This window comes from Pseudomonas sp. CFBP 5748 (assembly GCF_053850495.1).
Genome location: NZ_JBSPTN010000004.1, coordinates 397852 through 412638, shown reverse-complemented (window position 1 = coordinate 412638; position 14787 = coordinate 397852). Strand labels below are relative to the sequence as shown.

Annotated in this window: 16 protein-coding genes; 7 read left to right on the top strand and 9 right to left on the bottom strand. The window is 59.4% G+C overall.

Going from position 1 to position 14787, the window contains the following annotated elements:
* The first annotated feature begins 164 nt into the window (after positions 1–164).
* Complete coding sequence (gene cfaB / locus ACWNZ1_RS11910) at positions 165–1352, top strand: C17 cyclopropane fatty acid synthase CfaB (RefSeq protein WP_135847897.1); 1188 nt, start codon at positions 165–167, stop codon at positions 1350–1352.
* On the opposite strand, the gene cls is transcribed toward cfaB, so the two are convergent.
* Positions 1349–2788 carry a cardiolipin synthase gene (gene cls / locus ACWNZ1_RS11905; protein ID WP_280944555.1) on the bottom strand — a complete coding sequence of 480 codons (1440 nt, stop codon included), beginning with the start codon at positions 2786–2788 and terminating at the stop codon, positions 1349–1351. The genes cfaB and cls overlap by 4 nt on opposite strands.
* A 142-nt stretch (positions 2789–2930) precedes the next feature.
* Here cls and ACWNZ1_RS11900 point away from each other — a divergent pair, with 142 nt between their 5' ends.
* Complete coding sequence (locus ACWNZ1_RS11900) at positions 2931–3452, top strand: DUF3617 domain-containing protein (RefSeq protein ID WP_135847895.1); 522 nt, start codon at positions 2931–2933, stop codon at positions 3450–3452.
* A 53-nt stretch (positions 3453–3505) separates the two neighbouring features.
* On the opposite strand, the gene ACWNZ1_RS11895 is transcribed toward ACWNZ1_RS11900, so the two are convergent.
* The 5 genes from ACWNZ1_RS11895 to ACWNZ1_RS11875 all read right to left on the bottom strand — a co-directional run bounded on the left by ACWNZ1_RS11895 (position 3506) and on the right by ACWNZ1_RS11875 (position 7332).
* Positions 3506–4381, bottom strand: a complete 876-nt coding sequence (locus tag ACWNZ1_RS11895) for a metal ABC transporter substrate-binding protein (protein ID WP_256453969.1) — start codon at positions 4379–4381, stop codon at positions 3506–3508.
* An 11-nt stretch (positions 4382–4392) separates the two neighbouring features.
* Positions 4393–5259: a metal ABC transporter permease gene (locus ACWNZ1_RS11890; RefSeq protein ID WP_135847893.1), complete on the bottom strand. Its 867-nt coding sequence runs from the start codon at positions 5257–5259 to the stop codon at positions 4393–4395.
* On the bottom strand, positions 5259–5927 hold the full coding sequence (locus ACWNZ1_RS11885) for a metal ABC transporter ATP-binding protein (RefSeq protein ID WP_256453968.1): 669 nt from the start codon (positions 5925–5927) through the stop codon (positions 5259–5261). The genes ACWNZ1_RS11890 and ACWNZ1_RS11885 overlap by 1 nt, the downstream gene beginning before the upstream one ends.
* Positions 5924–6820, bottom strand: a complete 897-nt coding sequence (folE2, locus tag ACWNZ1_RS11880; RefSeq protein WP_280944976.1) for a GTP cyclohydrolase FolE2 — start codon at positions 6818–6820, stop codon at positions 5924–5926. The genes ACWNZ1_RS11885 and folE2 overlap by 4 nt, the downstream gene beginning before the upstream one ends.
* A gap of 113 nt (positions 6821–6933) precedes the next feature.
* Entirely contained in the window at positions 6934–7332 is a 399-nt protein-coding gene (locus ACWNZ1_RS11875; RefSeq protein WP_135847890.1) for a glutamine synthetase, read from the bottom strand.
* Between the two features lie 159 nt (positions 7333–7491).
* On the opposite strand from ACWNZ1_RS11875, the gene zigA reads away from it, so the two are divergent.
* Both zigA and ACWNZ1_RS11865 read left to right on the top strand, forming a co-directional pair.
* Positions 7492–8703 carry a zinc metallochaperone GTPase ZigA gene (gene zigA / locus ACWNZ1_RS11870; protein ID WP_135847889.1) on the top strand — a complete coding sequence of 404 codons (1212 nt, stop codon included), beginning with the start codon at positions 7492–7494 and terminating at the stop codon, positions 8701–8703.
* Positions 8703–9353 (top strand): DUF1826 domain-containing protein, encoded by a 651-nt coding sequence (locus ACWNZ1_RS11865; protein WP_135848086.1) that lies wholly within the window; start codon positions 8703–8705, stop codon positions 9351–9353. Before zigA ends, ACWNZ1_RS11865 begins: the two co-directional genes overlap by 1 nt.
* On the opposite strand, the gene ACWNZ1_RS11860 is transcribed toward ACWNZ1_RS11865, so the two are convergent.
* Positions 9350–9703, bottom strand: a complete 354-nt coding sequence (locus ACWNZ1_RS11860; protein ID WP_135847888.1) for an NADH:ubiquinone oxidoreductase — start codon at positions 9701–9703, stop codon at positions 9350–9352. The genes ACWNZ1_RS11865 and ACWNZ1_RS11860 overlap by 4 nt on opposite strands.
* Before the next feature lie 27 nt (positions 9704–9730).
* Between ACWNZ1_RS11860 and ACWNZ1_RS11855 the strand changes: the two genes are divergently transcribed.
* A complete protein-coding gene (locus ACWNZ1_RS11855) occupies positions 9731–10696 on the top strand; it encodes a CobW family GTP-binding protein (protein WP_135847887.1) in 966 nt (321 codons plus the stop codon).
* A gap of 12 nt (positions 10697–10708) precedes the next feature.
* Here the strand turns inward: ACWNZ1_RS11855 and ACWNZ1_RS11850 are convergent, their stop codons facing one another.
* Positions 10709–11131 carry a DUF3301 domain-containing protein gene (locus ACWNZ1_RS11850; protein ID WP_456027646.1) on the bottom strand — a complete coding sequence of 141 codons (423 nt, stop codon included), beginning with the start codon at positions 11129–11131 and terminating at the stop codon, positions 10709–10711.
* A 119-nt stretch (positions 11132–11250) separates the two neighbouring features.
* Here ACWNZ1_RS11850 and pdxY point away from each other — a divergent pair, with 119 nt between their 5' ends.
* Positions 11251–12123 carry a pyridoxal kinase PdxY gene (gene pdxY, locus ACWNZ1_RS11845; protein WP_256453967.1) on the top strand — a complete coding sequence of 291 codons (873 nt, stop codon included), beginning with the start codon at positions 11251–11253 and terminating at the stop codon, positions 12121–12123.
* A gap of 137 nt (positions 12124–12260) precedes the next feature.
* On the opposite strand, the gene ACWNZ1_RS11840 is transcribed toward pdxY, so the two are convergent.
* Positions 12261–12746 (bottom strand): acyl-CoA thioesterase, encoded by a 486-nt coding sequence (locus ACWNZ1_RS11840; RefSeq protein WP_256453966.1) that lies wholly within the window; start codon positions 12744–12746, stop codon positions 12261–12263.
* Positions 12747–13004: 258 nt separating this feature from the next.
* Between ACWNZ1_RS11840 and ACWNZ1_RS11835 the strand changes: the two genes are divergently transcribed.
* Positions 13005–14768, top strand: coding sequence for a cation:proton antiporter (locus ACWNZ1_RS11835; RefSeq protein ID WP_135847883.1), 1764 nt, complete (start codon positions 13005–13007; stop codon positions 14766–14768).
* The last annotated feature ends 19 nt before the right edge of the window (positions 14769–14787 follow it).

Below are 14787 nucleotides of genomic sequence, written 5' to 3'. Positions count from 1 at the left end.
ATACTCATAGTCAGCTAGGGAAGAGGGCGAACCACTTCAGGCAGTTACTGGCTCCAACAGTAGTTTTGGAAGGCGATAGAAAAAGGCTATAAATTCGATAGCCTGCTATTTTTCTACGATGGTCTACCCTCATTTTCAGATGTCTGAAACGAGGGGGTTATTTCATGCTCGCGCAACTTCCACCGGCCTTACAGAATCTTCATTTACCGCTTCGGCTGCGGCTCTGGGATGGCCATGAATTTACGCTGGGTGCCGACCCCAGCGTCACGATCGTGGTCAAGGACCCACAAATGGTCGCGCAACTCTCCCATCCCAGCCTGGATGCGCTGGGGGCGGCGTTCGTAGAGGGCAAACTCGAACTCGAAGGTTCGATCCACGAAGTGATCCGGGTCTGCGATGAATGGAGCCAGGCGCTGATCAAGGAAGATTCTGACAACCCGCCGGTGCGTTCGATTCATGATAAGGAAACCGATGCCAAGGCGATTTCCTATCACTACGACCTGTCCAACGCGTTCTATCAGCTGTGGCTCGACAGCGACATGGCCTACTCCTGTGCCTATTTCGAGACAGGCAGCGAATCCCTCGAACAGGCCCAGCAAGCTAAATTCCGCCACTTATGCCGCAAACTGCGTCTGCAACCTGGCGACTATCTGCTGGATGTGGGCTGCGGATGGGGTGGCTTGGCGCGTTATGCGGCGCGGGAATTCGGCGCCAAGGTCTTTGGCATTACCCTGAGCGAGGCGCAACTGGCGTTGGCCCGCGAACGGGTCAAGGCGCAAGGCCTGGAGGATCAAGTGGAGTTGCAACTGCTGGACTACCGGGACCTGCCCCAGGATGGTCGCTTCGACAAGGTGGTCAGTGTCGGCATGTTTGAGCATGTCGGCCATGCCAATCTCAAGCAGTACTGCAAGACCTTGTTCGGCGCCGTTCGCGAGGGTGGGCTGGTGATGAACCACGGCATCACCGCCAAGCACACTGACGGTCGTCCGGTCGGTCGCGGCGCGGGTGAGTTTATTGAGAAGTATGTGTTCCCCAACGGCGAGCTGCCGCACCTGTCGATGATCTGCGCCGAGATCAGCGAAGCGGGGCTGGAGATTGTCGACGTGGAAAGCTTGCGCCTGCACTACGCGCGCACGCTCGACCATTGGAGTGAACGCCTGGAGGACAACCTCGAGGCCGCCTCGAAGCAAGTGCCGGAACAGGCGCTGCGGATCTGGCGTTTGTACCTGGCCGGTTGCGCCTACGCGTTTGCCAAGGGTTGGATCAACCTGCACCAGATCCTGGCGGTGAAGGCCCACGCCGACGGTAGCCATGATTTACCTTGGACCCGTGACGATATCTACATACCTTAGAGTATCGGGGAAATAAGCCGGGCGATCCGCATGCCGACCTTCTGCAGGCGGTGGGTCTCCCGGCTTGCCTGTTTGTCGATTTCCTGGGCCTGGGCGAAGTCGTTCTCGAGCATTTGCTCCACCTCGCTGGCGAATGGGATATCCACGGTCAGCAGCATCACTTCGAAATTCAATCGGAACGAACGATTGTCCAGGTTCGCACTGCCGATGGCGCTGATTTCCCCGTCGATCAGCACCACCTTCTGATGCAGAAAGCCCGGCTGATAACGGAACACCCGCACGCCAGCCCGCACCGCTTCAAATGCATACAGGCTGGACGCGGCGTAGACGACCTTGTGGTCCGGTCGCGAGGGCAGCAGGATGCGCACGTCCACGCCGCGCAGCACCGCCAGGCGTAACGCTGCGAATACCGCTTCGTCAGGAATAAAGTAGGGCGTTGTGATCCAGACTCGGTCGCTGGCCGCGTGAATAGCCTCGACGAAAAACAGTGAGCAGGTTTCGTAGGCATCAGCCGGTCCGCTGGCTAGTAGCTGGCAGAGCACACCGTCGTCCGGGTAGCTGTCCGGCAGGATCAGCGGTGGCAACGAACGGGCCGCCCAGAACCAGTCTTCGGCAAACGACTCTTGCATGCTCCCCACCACCGGCCCGCGCACTTCAACGTGGGTGTCGCGCCATGGTGCCAAGGGCGGCTTTTCGCCCATGTATTCGTCGCCCACATTGTGCCCGCCGACGAAACCCAAAACACCATCCACCACCACGATCTTGCGATGGTTTCGAAAGTTGACCTGGAACCGGTTGAGCCAGCCGCTGCGGGTGGCGAAGGCTTTCACCTGGACGCCACCGTCGCGCAAGGCCTGAACGTAGCGGTGGGGCAGGGAGTGGCTGCCGATGCGGTCATAGAGTAAATACACGGCCACGCCTTCGGCGGCTTTTTTCAAGAGCAGTGTATGCAGGCTTTGGCCAAGGCGGTCGTCGTGGATGATAAAAAATTGAATCAGCACCGCCTCACGGGCACTGTCGATGGCCTGGAAAATCGTCTCGAACGTGGCGTGACCATTGACCAGCAATCGCACCTGATTGTTTGCCAGGCACGGTGTGCGCCCCAGCTTGGGCATGGCCCGTAACGAGGCGTAGGCCTGGGAGGCGCGGGCGGTCAAGGCCTCCTCGACCCACGGCCGCCAGTTCAACTCGGAGATCGCCTTGCGCATTTCTTCGTTGGCTTGCCGCCGGGCCTTGATATAACCATCAAAGGTACTGCGGCCGAAAACCAGGTAGGGAATCAGCGTCAGGTAAGGAATGAACACCAACGACAGGGCCCAGGCGATCGCACCTTGGGCCGTGCGCACCGTCAGTACGGCGTGGACGGCGGCGATGGAGCCCAGGGTATGGAGCAGCGCGATCAGGTAACCGAAAATATGGGGGCCAAAAAAATCCATGGGGCTGCCTTGCTCCTGACATTTTCAATGCTTAACAGACCATGTTCCCTGGCGAATGTCGCTATTTAATTCACTCGTACCGGGTCTGAACCGAAGCTTATGGGCGGCGTCTAACGGCCACTTGTCCTCTGGAGTTTATGCAATGAATGTTCGTCTGCTGGGTTTGGCCTTGGCGGTTGGCTTGTCGGTTCCGATGGCGGCTCAGGCGCAGATGCTTCAACCGGGTTTGTGGGAACTGACAACGAGCAATATGAAAGTCGATAACCAGAACCTGCCGGACCTTCAACTGATCCTCGGCCAGTTGCAAACCCAGATGACCCCGGAGCAACGGGCGATGCTGGAAAAGCAGGGCATCACCATGGGCGGCAAAGGCATTCGGGTTTGCCTGACCCCGGAGCAGGTCAAAACCAATGATATCCCGCTGCAAGACCCGCAATCGGGTTGCAAACAGCAGATCACCGACCGGACTGGCAATCAGTGGAAGTTTCGCTTCAGCTGCCCGAAGGCCCAGGGTAATGGCATCGCGACGTTCCAGAGCGATCGTGAATTCACCACCAAGGTCAACGGCACGTTCAACGCTACCGGCATTCAGCAGAACGGCAGCCTCGACACCCGGGCTGTGTGGCTCGGGCAGGATTGCGGGACAGTCAAGCCGAGGGCTTGAGCCTCATGTGTAGTAACAGCGTGAGAGCAAAGCTTGCTCCCACGCATGATCGATCAAGGCCGACTCAACGCCTCGTACAACGTATTGAGGTTGTATTCAAACAGCCCCGTGAAGGTGCTGGCCGGTCCACTGGCCGCTAGGGCATCGGAGTACAGCGTACCGCCAATGTGCGCGCCGCTTTCGTCAGCGATCTGCTTGAGCAGGCGCGCATCCTTGATGTTTTCCATGAACACCGCTTTGACTTTCGCCTGGCGAATCTGGGTGATCAACGCGGCGACTTCTGCAGCCGAAGGTTCACGTTCAGTGGACAACCCCTGAGGCGCCATGAACTCGATACCGTAGGCCTGGCCCAAGTAACCGAACGCATCGTGAGACGTCACGATCTTGCGATTGCCTGGCGGCAAGGCCCCGAGCTTGGCCTTGGCTTCGGCGAGCAGGGCGTAGATCTTCTTCAGATACGCCTGGCTGTTGCGTTCGTAGTCAGCCTTGTTCGCCGGGTCTGCCGCTTCCAGTGCCTTGGTGATGTTGCTGACATACAGTTCGGCGTTTGCCAGGTTGTGCCAGGCGTGAGGGTCGGGGATGGTCTCGCCATCTTCATCCAGCGAACGTGGGATCACCCCGCGGCTGGCGCTGATCACCGGGGCGCCGGTTTCCGTGCTGGTGACCAGGCGATCCAACCATGGCTCGAAACCCAGCCCATTCTTGATGATCAGCTTAGCGCGAAGTAGCGCCTTGGCGTCGTCTGGTGTGGGTTCGTAAGTGTGCGCATCGGCGTCCGGCCCGACCATGTTGGTGATTTGGATATGCTCGCCACCGACCTGTCGGGTCATGTCGGCGAGGATGCTGAAGCTGGTTACCACCTGAAGTTTTTCGGCGGCGGATAAGGACATGGACAGCATCAGACTGAACAGCACGAGCAGGACGCGCATCGGGAAACACCTCATTGGGATGTGAGCAAAGGCGGGCGGCGCAACAAACCGTGCACCGGACCGAACACCACGGACAACAGATATAACGCGCCGGCTACCAGTACGATGGCCGGTCCGCTGGGCAGCGAGAAATAGAAGGACAGCAACAGGCCCAGCCACACCGAAAGACAACCGAGCAGCGCCGCGACCATCATTAGAATCGGCAGGCGCCGGCTCCAGAATCGCGAAGCGGCAGCCGGAAGCATCATCAGGCCGACCACCATCAGCGCACCGATGGCCTGGAAGCCGATCACCAGATTCAACACCACCAACGTCAGAAACACGCCATGGGCCAAAGGGCCCAAGCGACTGACGGTTTGCAGGAACAGCGGATCCAGGGTGTCGAGCAATAGGGGCCGATAAATCAGCGCCATGGCCACCAGGCTGGCCCCGGAAACCCAGAGCATGCCGGTGAGTGTCGGGCCGTCTACCGCCAGTGCCGAGCCGAACAGCAAGTGAAGCAAATCCAGGCGTTTGCCGGCCATGCCGAGGATCAACACGCCGGCTGCCAGGGAAATCGGATAAATCGCCGCGAGGCTGGCGTCTTCCCGCAGACCGGTGCGCCGGGTAATCCAGGCTGCCAGCCCGGCCATGCCCAGGCCCGCGCCGAGGCCACCGATTGTCAGGGCTGGCAGGCTCAAACCAGCGAACCAGAAACCCAGGGCGGCGCCTGGCAAAATACCGTGAGCCACGGCATCGCCGATCAGACTCATACGTCGAAGAATCAGAAATACTCCCAGCGGGGCTGTGCTGCACGCCAATACCAGACCGCCAAGCAAGGCCCGGCGCATGAAGACGAACTCCTGGAATGGTTGCCAGAGATGGGTGGCCGCGAGCATCACGCCACCCGCATGCGAGGTTGTTGGGCGATCAAGTCGACACTGCGATTGAGCGTGCAGCCGGCGTGGCTGACCAGCAATGTGTGAGGAATGTGTTCGCGTACCGCCGCCAGGTCATGACAAACCACCACCACGGTTCTGCCTGCCGCGTGCCAGCCATGGATGTGTTTCCACAGTAGCGCCTGGCCTTGTTCGTCGAGGGCCGCGTGGGGTTCGTCGAGCAACAGCAGCGGCGCTTCGGCCAGGCTCAGGCGAGCGAGCAGGGCGCGTTGTAACTCGCCGCCAGACAATGCCATCAACGGACGATTTTCCAGCCCCGCCAGAGCCCAGTCGTCCAAGGCTGTCTGGAGCAGTTGCCTGCGCATGGCGGGTGTGTGCCTATTCCCCCAGGAGCCGGCGGCCACCAACTCCTGCAAGCTGATGGGGAACTGCCGATCCAGATGTTGTTGCTGCGGCAGGAATGAGACACCGCCGCGGCGGGGGACGTCCAGCGTGACCTTCCCGGACAGGGGTTTTTGCAACCCCGCGAGTACTTTCAGCAGGCTGCTCTTACCCGAACCGTTGGCGCCGATGATGGCCGTCAGGCTGCCCGCTGGCCGCTCCATATTCAGCGGTGGTGTGAGAGGTTGCCCAGGGGCACCCCAGCGCAAGGTTTGGCAACGGATCATGATGCCTCCCGCTGCCAGCGGCTTTGGGCCACGGCGTCATGGGCATGCAGGCTCTCGGCGTGGACGACGCGTACATCCAGGGCGGTGATGCTGGATGAGCGCCTCAAGGCGGTGCTCAATCGCCGAGCGGCGTCTTCGCAGAACATCAGGTTTTGGCCGTTGGCGAGCGCGAACGCCTGCTCATCGGCGCGTTTGACTGCGGTTTGCACAGCAGTGCCTAGGGCCGCTTCGGCCTCGTTGATGAGAGACAGCAGCGGCAATTCGTCGACATGGGTGTCCAGCCGTAGATTCAACGCGGCCATGCTGCGTTGACTGTGGGGAGTAGCGACAATGCCGTTTGCTGAGCCCAGCCAGGCCAGGATTTCAGCGTGCTCGAGGCTTTGGTTGGCGAAGTCGTCTACGAATTGCTGCTGAATCAACTGTCGGGCGAGCGCCGCTGAGCAAGGGCAGGTGGACGAGTAGGGGATCTGAATTTTCAGTTCCACGTGGAACACTGCGTATTTCAGGTGCGCTTCAATACTCACGGGATAACGCTTCCAGCCGGCCAGCGGGCTGATTAGCGCCGGACGTTTAAGCAACAAATCGGTGTGGATGCTTAGGGAAGCAAAATGGGACAGGCCTTCATGGCTATCGAGAAATTGCCGCAATACGCGATGCAATAGCGCTGGAGAAAGAGGTGTTTCTTCAAGTATTTCCAGCGCCAAATACAAACGTGACATATGGATGCCACGAGCATCACCGTCGTCGAGGCTGACACCTGCGTCGGCCGTCGCGCTCAGACGCTGGCCGTCGATCAAAACCGGTGTGGCGATCCCACACATGCCTACCCAATCGAGGGGTAAAGCTTGGCGTGAAGCCTGCGCAGCAACATCTGGCAGCGTTAACGCATTCATGGGCAAGGTCCATCATAGGTTCGAATTTAATGTTATAGTATAACAGTAAATTCGAATAAACCTCTTTCATGAACGGAGTTTCATTTCTTTACTCCCACGTTCCACGTGAAACATCAGTGCGACGAACTCTGACAACCGTTCATGCGGCCGCATATGAACGCACCGCCGCTACCACCACCGCCTGCGCTGGAGAAGCGGTTGATGGTCGTCCAGCCAACTCGTCGGTTGTATCCAACCCAACTTTCACCATCGGACGCCAAGCCTGTGAAGAAAGTGATTTGACCGTAACGACTGTTCGTTTGCGCCCAATGGCGACGACTGACCGCTTCAAAACCACGCAGATAAAGGGTGTTTCCGCTTGTTGCGACGCTGTAGGCATTACCTTGCCCGTCAACGCACGCCAGCAAGCTCGCACTGCGGGTGCAGTTGGCCAAGAGCGGGCTTTGGGCCGAAGCGCTCAGCGCCAACAGCAACAACGGGCTCGCTAATACGAGTTTCAGACAAGTGTGCATCGATTGTTCTCAGGCTAATGAGGGCGGCAGGGTTGGCTGAATTGTGTTGTTATACTATAACATAAAACTACCCAGGCATGATCCAAGCCCAAGCCTGAAAACGAGCCAAAACGCGCGTGAACAGCGTCAGCAATGGCCGCCCCGATGAGGATATACCTGATGCCCAATCGCCTCCCCGTTACCGTGCTTTCCGGATTTCTTGGTGCCGGTAAAAGCACGCTGCTCAACTATGTCCTGCGCAATCGCGACAATTTACGCGTCGCCGTAATCGTCAACGATATGAGCGAGATCAACATCGATGGCAGCGAAGTCCAGCGAGATGTCACCCTGAGCCGCTCCGAAGAGAAACTGGTGGAAATGAGCAACGGCTGCATCTGCTGCACGCTGCGTGAGGACTTGCTGGAAGAAGTCGGCCAGCTCGCCAGGGAGGGGCGCTTCGATTATCTGCTGATCGAGTCCACGGGTATTTCTGAACCCTTGCCGGTGGCGGAAACCTTCACGTTTCGTGATGAAGAGGGTCGCAGCCTGGCCGATGTTGCCCGGCTCGACACCATGGTGACGGTGGTTGATGGGGTGAATTTCCTGCTGGATTTCCAGGCCGCCGAAAGCCTTGCGTCCCGGGGCGAAACCCTGGGCGAGGAAGACGAGCGCTCGATTACTGACCTGCTGATCGAGCAGATCGAGTTCGCCGACGTGATTTTAATCAGCAAAATCGACCTGATCAGCCGTGACGAACGGGAAGAATTGATTGCGATCCTGGAGCGTCTCAACGCCCAGGCGCAGATCATTCCCATGGTCATGGGGCAGGTCCCCTTGGGGCGCATTCTCGATACCGGCCTTTTCGACTTTGAACGCGCCGCGCAAGCGCCTGGCTGGCTACGGGAGCTGCGCGGCGAGCATGTACCCGAGACCGAAGAATATGGCATCGCCTCGACAGCCTACCGGGCGCGCCGACCGTTTCATCCTCAGCGTTTTTTCAGTTTGATCGACCGTCCGTGGACCAACGGCAAACTCCTGCGTTCCAAAGGGTTCTTCTGGCTGGCCAGCAAACCTGAGGAAGCGGGCAGTTGGTCTCAGGCCGGCGGTTTGATGCGGCACGGATTTGCCGGGCGCTGGTGGCGGTTTGTGCCAAAAAACCAGTGGCCGCAGGATGAGGAAAGTAGCGCTGCCATCCTGAAAAACTGGCTGCCTAGCACGGGCGATTGCCGCCAGGAGCTGGTATTCATCGGACAAGACATCGACTTCACCCAGCTCACCGCTGAACTGGACGCTTGTCTGCTCAGCGACGCGGAAATGGCCCTGGGTGTCGAAAGTTGGCGCTTGCTGCCGGACCCGTTTGGCCCGTGGCATGACGACGAGGTCGCAGCGTGATGCTGGCGCCCAGCCTGAATAGGGCTGCACCGGTGCGGCAGGTCCAAGGTGAAACGCCACGGATCCTGACACAAATTCTGGAGGACGGCACCAACCTGGCTGTCTGGCAACGTCAGCTTCCGGCGCATATCAGCGACTTTGCGGCCATGGTGCTTTCGATGGAGCAGCCGCTGGCTGAGTCGCTGGTGCTCGACTTGCCGGAGGACGACACTCAGCCGGCGCTGCACGGCCTGGCCGCGGGGTTCAGCGATCTGCAGGGTTACGAAGGCTTTATCGCCGACGTTGCCTGGTTGGTCAGTGCGTTTGCCTGTCTGCTGGGCGCCAAACGTGTCGGCCTGCGTCTGCGCGCACTGGACAAGGCCATGTGTCCGCGCTTTCACGTTGACCATGTACCGGTGCGGCTAATCACTACTTATGTCGGTGTCGGCAGTCAGTGGCTCAAGGAAAGTGCCATGGACCGTCGATGTTTGGCGCAGCCTGAAGCCGAGCCCGGCGATCCGCGGATGATCCAGCAGCTTTACAGCGGTGATGTGGCGTTGCTTAAAGGCGAGAAGTGGCACGGCAATGAAGGGTTCGGCCTGATCCACCGCTCGCCGGAACCGGCCCCGGGGGAGCGCCGATTGATCCTCACACTGGATTGGCTGGCTTAAGGTTTGAGCCAGTTGCCCTGGCTTTGGCCTTCACAAAACGGCTGGAGATAAGCGGCGTCAGTGGCCACGCCGTAATAGTGAATATCCTGGCGGTAAGGCATATTGGCGACCTGGGCGTTGCTGCAGATGCCAAACGCGCCGCCAGGGCACTGATCGACGTACTGCACCTCGACTTTTTGCCCGGCGAGGCTTGGCTGGCAGAAGCCGTCGGCGAACAACTTCTGCGGGATGTTGCGGTTCTGCTGGCAGACTTTTACATCGAGCCGCTCCGCCTGACTGTGCACCACACAAGCCTGGGCCAGTGCCTGGTTTGACGTCAATGCCAGTAACAACCAGCCGAGCATCCGCATTTTCACCTCCATCGAAAGCCGTCGATTATGTTGCAGAACATTCCCACCCATGTCATCGCCGGCCCCTTGGGGGCTGGCAAGACCAGCTTGATCAAGCATCTGCTGACACAGCGTCCGGCCAATGAACGCTGGGCGGTGCTGATCAACGAGTTCGGCCAGATCGGTCTGGATGCCGCGTTGCTGACCCAGGCCGCCGATGGTATCGCACTGGGCGAAGTGGCCGGGGGCTGTTTGTGTTGCGTCAACGGCGCGCCGTTTCAGATTGGTCTCGGTCGATTGCTGCGCAAGGCGCGACCAGACCGTTTGTTTATCGAACCTTCGGGGCTGGGCCATCCGGCGCAACTGATGCGGCAATTGAACGAGGCTCCATGGCTCGGCGTGCTGAGTGTCCAACCTGGCGTGCTGGTGCTGGATGCCCAGGCGATGGCGGACGGTAAACCACTGCCTGATGCGCAGCAGCGTGCTTTGGCCGATGCCGGGCTGCTGGTATTGAATAAGTCCGAGAAGCTCTCTGAGATCGATCGAGCACGTATCACGGCGCAACTGCCGGCGCTTGCGTTGTATTGGACGCAACAGGCTGAGTTGCCGCTGGATCGACTGCCGGGTCTTGCAACTCGGGGAAGTGGGGTTGTGGATAACTTCAGGCTACCCAAGGATGTGGGTTACATGCCGGCCATCTGGACCGACCCGAGATTGCCGATCTGCCTGCATCAGCAGCAGGAAGGTGGCTGGAGCATCGGCTGGCGCTGGCATCCGAGCCAGTTGTTCGACACGGCGGCGCTCACTCAATGGCTGCAAGGCTGGGGTTGGAAACGCGCGAAGATGGTTATCCACAGCGTGGACGGCTGGGTTTCAGCCAATGCACTGGAGGGCGCGGTCCTGGATTGGGGGACCAGCGAGTGGCGACAGGACTCACGGATCGAACTGATTTTCGCCGAGGCGCAAGACGTTGATGCTCTACAGGCCGGTCTGGCGAGTTGTCGTTGTGAATAAGTCAGCGCTGTTTCAAGGCTTCCACTTGTGGTGTTCCTGGCGCCACTGACTCAACTCGATCACTTCGGCCCGGGGCCTGGTCTGGACCGCTTCAATGGACGCCTGGGGCGTTTCTTCGAACGGCATGGGGTAGGGCGCCAGCTCGATTTGCGCGCTGTGGGCACCGAATTGGGTAATGGTGCCCGAATGGCGGGTCTCACCCGTGACGGTAAATTCGAAATTATAGATACGCGCCAGGCGTCGTCGGCCGTTTGCATCTTTTACGAAACCGATCCTTTTCAGCGCCACGTTGCCGTCCAGGAGCTCGATCTTGAGGTTGGCGCAATGCTGCATGACCCTCGCCAAGGCCCGCTCGCGCAAGCCGTGGTTGTGCCACAGCCAGGCGCAGCCAGTGGCCAGCAGCATCAGCACGAAAATATTTCCAAGGGTCAGCATGAACGAAGTGCTCCAACAAGTTGCGGTCAGCTTAACTGTGTCGCTGGTCTGTCGTACAGGCTGCGTTTAGTCGCATACTGCGCGGCTTGAATTTCAATCGTTTTACGGAAACTTCCCGCATGAAACGTACACCTCATCTGCTTGCCATCCAGTCTCACGTGGTATTCGGTCACGCTGGCAACAGCGCTGCCGTGTTTCCCATGCAGCGGGTCGGGGTGAACGTATGGCCGCTCAATACCGTGCAATTTTCCAATCACACCCAATACGGTCAATGGACCGGGGAAGTGCTTGCGCCTGAGCAAATACCGGCATTGGTAGAGGGCATTGCGGCGATCGGTGAGCTGGGGAACTGTGATGCGGTGCTGTCCGGTTACCTGGGCAGCGCCGCTCAAGGGCGGGCGATTCTGACGGGCGTGGCGCGGATCAAGGTCGCCAATCCCAAGGCGCTGTACCTGTGCGACCCGGTCATGGGGCATCCGGAGAAGGGCTGCATCGTAGCGCCCGAGGTGAGTCAGTTTCTGCTGGAAGAGGCCGCGGCCGTGGCGGACCTCATGTGCCCGAACCAATTGGAGCTGGACAGCTTCTCCGGGCGCAAGGCGCAGTCGCTGCTGGACTGCCTGGCCATGGCCCGCGCGCTACTGGCCCGCGGACCGAAGGCGGTGCTGGTCAAACATCTGGCCTACCCAGGCAAGCCCGATGACAGCTTCGAAATGCTGCTGGTGACCGCTGACGGCAGCTGGCACCTGCGCCGTCCGCTGCTGGCCTTCCCTCGCCAGCCGGTGGGCGTGGGGGACCTGACGTCGGGGCTGTTCCTGGCGCGGATACTGTTGGGCGACAGTCTGGTGGCGGCGTTCGAATTTACCGCCGCCGCCGTGCATGAAGTGTTGCTGGAGACTCAGGCGTGTGCCAGCTACGAGTTGGAACTGGTCCGCGCCCAGGACCGGATCGCCCATCCGCGGGTGCGGTTTGAGGCTGTGCCGATCAGCCTTTGATCGCACCCGTGGAAATGCTGCAAATCCCTGTGGGAGCGGGCTTGCTCGCGATGGGGGCATCACATTCAACATAAATGTTGGCTGTGATATCGCCATCGTGAGCAAGCTCGCTCCCACATTTGGTTTTCATCTGTCTGTTAAGGCCCGTCCGCCTTGATCTCCTGGTAACGCTTTTCCAGTTCCTGGCGGATCTGCCGGCGTTGCTGGGCTTGTTCGTAGCGACGCTTTTCTTCCCCGTTCTGCGGTTGCAACGGCGGGACGGTGGCGGGTTTGCGCTGATCGTCCACCGCGACCATGGTGAAGAAGCAGCTGTTGGTGTGGCGTACCGAGCGTTCGCGAATATTTTCGGTCACGACTTTGATGCCCACTTCCATCGACGTGTTGCCGGTGTAGTTCACCGACGCCAGGAAGGTCACCAGCTCGCCGACGTGAATCGGCTCGCGGAAGATCACCTGGTCGACCGACAACGTCACCACATAGCGCCCGGCGTAGCGGCTGGCACAGGCATAGGCGACTTCGTCGAGGTATTTGAGCAGGGTGCCGCCATGGACATTGCCAGAGAAGTTGGCCATATCGGGGGTCATTAACACCGTCATCGACAGCTGGGCGTTTCCGGGTTCCATAACGTACTCACGGTTCAAGGCAGCAATTTCGGGAGTGCACCTCTGCGGGTGCTGGAAGGTTTTAAAAACCACCGATATCGGGACGCCGCACCTGTGGCTGCCGTCACGCCCCGATGGATCTGTTTCCATATATTGCACTGACTTTTTGTCGGAAGTCGCGGTGTTACCCTTCAAAAGCCGTTGCGAGGGCTTTTCCTACAAAGGAAACGGACTTATCCAGCTCCGCGATGAGTCATTTTGAACAGGGAGCCCCAAACCATGCATGCCATCAGTTTCATTCAAGACCTGGCAATCATCATGATGGCAGCGGGGTTGGTGACCGTTCTCTTTCATCGTTTTAAACAACCGGTGGTCCTGGGCTATATCGTGGCCGGCTTCATCATCGGCCCGCATACGCCGCCGTTCGGTTTCATCCACGACGAAGACACGATCAAGACACTGGCCGAACTCGGGGTGATTTTCCTCATGTTTTGCCTGGGCCTGGAATTCAGCCTGCGCAAGTTGTTCAAGGTGGGCGCCACCGCGTTCATCGCGGCGTTCCTCGAAATCGTGCTGATGATCTGGATCGGCTACGAAATTGGCCGCTGGTTCGACTGGAGCACCATGGACTCGCTGTTCCTCGGCGCTATCCTGGCCATCTCCTCGACCACCATCATCGTCAAGGCCCTCAACGACCTGAAGATGAAAAACGAGCGCTTCGCACAGTTGATTTTCGGGGTGTTGATCGTCGAGGACATTCTGGGCATTGGCATCATCGCCTTGCTGTCGAGCATTGCCGTCAGTGGCACGGTGAGCTCCGGCGAGGTGTTTTCCACAGTCGGCAAGTTGTCGCTGTTCATGATCGTCGCGCTGGTCATTGGCATTCTGCTGGTGCCGAGGCTACTGGCCTACGTGGCAAAGTTCGATAGCAACGAAATGCTGCTGATCACTGTGCTGGGCCTGTGTTTCGGTTTCTGCCTGTTGGTGGTGAAACTGGAGTACAGCATGGTGCTCGGGGCATTCCTGATCGGTGCGATCATGGCCGAGTCCCGGCAACTGCAGAAAGTCGAACGACTGGTGGAGCCGGTACGCGATCTGTTCAGCGCGATTTTCTTCGTGGCCATCGGGCTGATGCTCGATCCGGCGATATTGCTGCAGTACGCCTGGCCGATCGCCGTGATCACTGGCGCAGTGGTCCTTGGCAAGATGCTGTCCTGCGGCCTCGGTGCCTTTATCGCTGGCAACGACGGACGCACCTCACTGCGAGTCGGGATGGGGCTTTCGCAGATTGGCGAATTCTCCTTCATCATCGCGTCGCTGGGGATGACCCTGCAGGTCACCAGTGATTTCCTCTATCCGGTCGCCGTCGCGGTCTCGGTGTTGACAACACTGCTGACGCCTTACCTGATCCGGGCTGCCGACCCGTTGTCCGTCAAGTTGGCGACGGTCATGCCGCAACGGCTGACGCGGGTGCTGGGGATGTATGGTGAATGGCTGCGCAGCATCCAACCCCACGGGGAGGGAGCGGTGGTGGCCTCGATGATCCGGCGGATCCTGCTACAGGTCGGAGTCAACCTTGCACTGGTCATCGCGATTTTTGTTTCGGGTGGTTTTTTTGCCGAGCGGATGTCGGCTTACCTGCAAATGTGGATCAGCGACCCGAGCTGGCAGAAAGCATTGATCTGGGGTGGGGCGTTATTGCTATCGCTACCGTTTCTGATCGCCGCGTATCGCAAGCTCAAGGCACTGTCGATGCTGCTGGCAGAGATGAGCGTCAAGCCGGAGATGGCCGGCCGCCATACCCAGCGTGTGCGTCGAGTGATCGCCGAAGTGATCCCGATCCTCTCGTTGCTGGTTATTTTCCTGCTATTGGCGGCCTTGTCGGCCAGCATCTTGCCGACCAACAAGTTGCTGGTGTTGATTGCAGTGGTGGCGATTGCCGTCGCAGCCTTGCTCTGGCGCTGGTTCATCCGCCTGCATACGCGGATGCAGGTGGCCTTGTTGGAAACCCTGGACAATCACAAGGAGTCGTCCGGGCATTGACCCGCGGCGGGGCGCTGGT

Bases quoted from the DNA above. Each gene is read 5' to 3' on its own strand.
- ACWNZ1_RS11890 (WP_135847893.1), bottom strand. From the start codon at position 5,259: ATGCTCGCGGCCACCCATCTCTGGCAACCATTCCAGGAGTTCGTCTTC.
- ACWNZ1_RS11860 (WP_135847888.1), bottom strand. From the start codon at position 9,703: ATGCGGATGCTCGGCTGGTTGTTACTGGCATTGACGTCAAACCAGGCA.
- zigA (WP_135847889.1), top strand. From the start codon at position 7,492: ATGCCCAATCGCCTCCCCGTTACCGTGCTTTCCGGATTTCTTGGTGCC.
- ACWNZ1_RS11835 (WP_135847883.1), top strand. From the start codon at position 13,005: ATGCATGCCATCAGTTTCATTCAAGACCTGGCAATCATCATGATGGCA.
- pdxY (WP_256453967.1), top strand. From the start codon at position 11,251: ATGAAACGTACACCTCATCTGCTTGCCATCCAGTCTCACGTGGTATTC.
- ACWNZ1_RS11875 (WP_135847890.1), bottom strand. From the start codon at position 7,332: ATGCACACTTGTCTGAAACTCGTATTAGCGAGCCCGTTGTTGCTGTTG.
- cfaB (WP_135847897.1), top strand. From the start codon at position 165: ATGCTCGCGCAACTTCCACCGGCCTTACAGAATCTTCATTTACCGCTT.
- ACWNZ1_RS11895 (WP_256453969.1), bottom strand. From the start codon at position 4,381: ATGCGCGTCCTGCTCGTGCTGTTCAGTCTGATGCTGTCCATGTCCTTA.
- folE2 (WP_280944976.1), bottom strand. From the start codon at position 6,820: ATGAATGCGTTAACGCTGCCAGATGTTGCTGCGCAGGCTTCACGCCAA.
- ACWNZ1_RS11855 (WP_135847887.1), top strand. From the start codon at position 9,731: ATGTTGCAGAACATTCCCACCCATGTCATCGCCGGCCCCTTGGGGGCT.
- ACWNZ1_RS11840 (WP_256453966.1), bottom strand. From the start codon at position 12,746: ATGGAACCCGGAAACGCCCAGCTGTCGATGACGGTGTTAATGACCCCC.
- ACWNZ1_RS11850 (WP_456027646.1), bottom strand. From the start codon at position 11,131: ATGCTGACCCTTGGAAATATTTTCGTGCTGATGCTGCTGGCCACTGGC.
- ACWNZ1_RS11885 (WP_256453968.1), bottom strand. From the start codon at position 5,927: ATGATCCGTTGCCAAACCTTGCGCTGGGGTGCCCCTGGGCAACCTCTC.
- ACWNZ1_RS11900 (WP_135847895.1), top strand. From the start codon at position 2,931: ATGAATGTTCGTCTGCTGGGTTTGGCCTTGGCGGTTGGCTTGTCGGTT.
- ACWNZ1_RS11865 (WP_135848086.1), top strand. From the start codon at position 8,703: ATGCTGGCGCCCAGCCTGAATAGGGCTGCACCGGTGCGGCAGGTCCAA.
- cls (WP_280944555.1), bottom strand. From the start codon at position 2,788: ATGGATTTTTTTGGCCCCCATATTTTCGGTTACCTGATCGCGCTGCTC.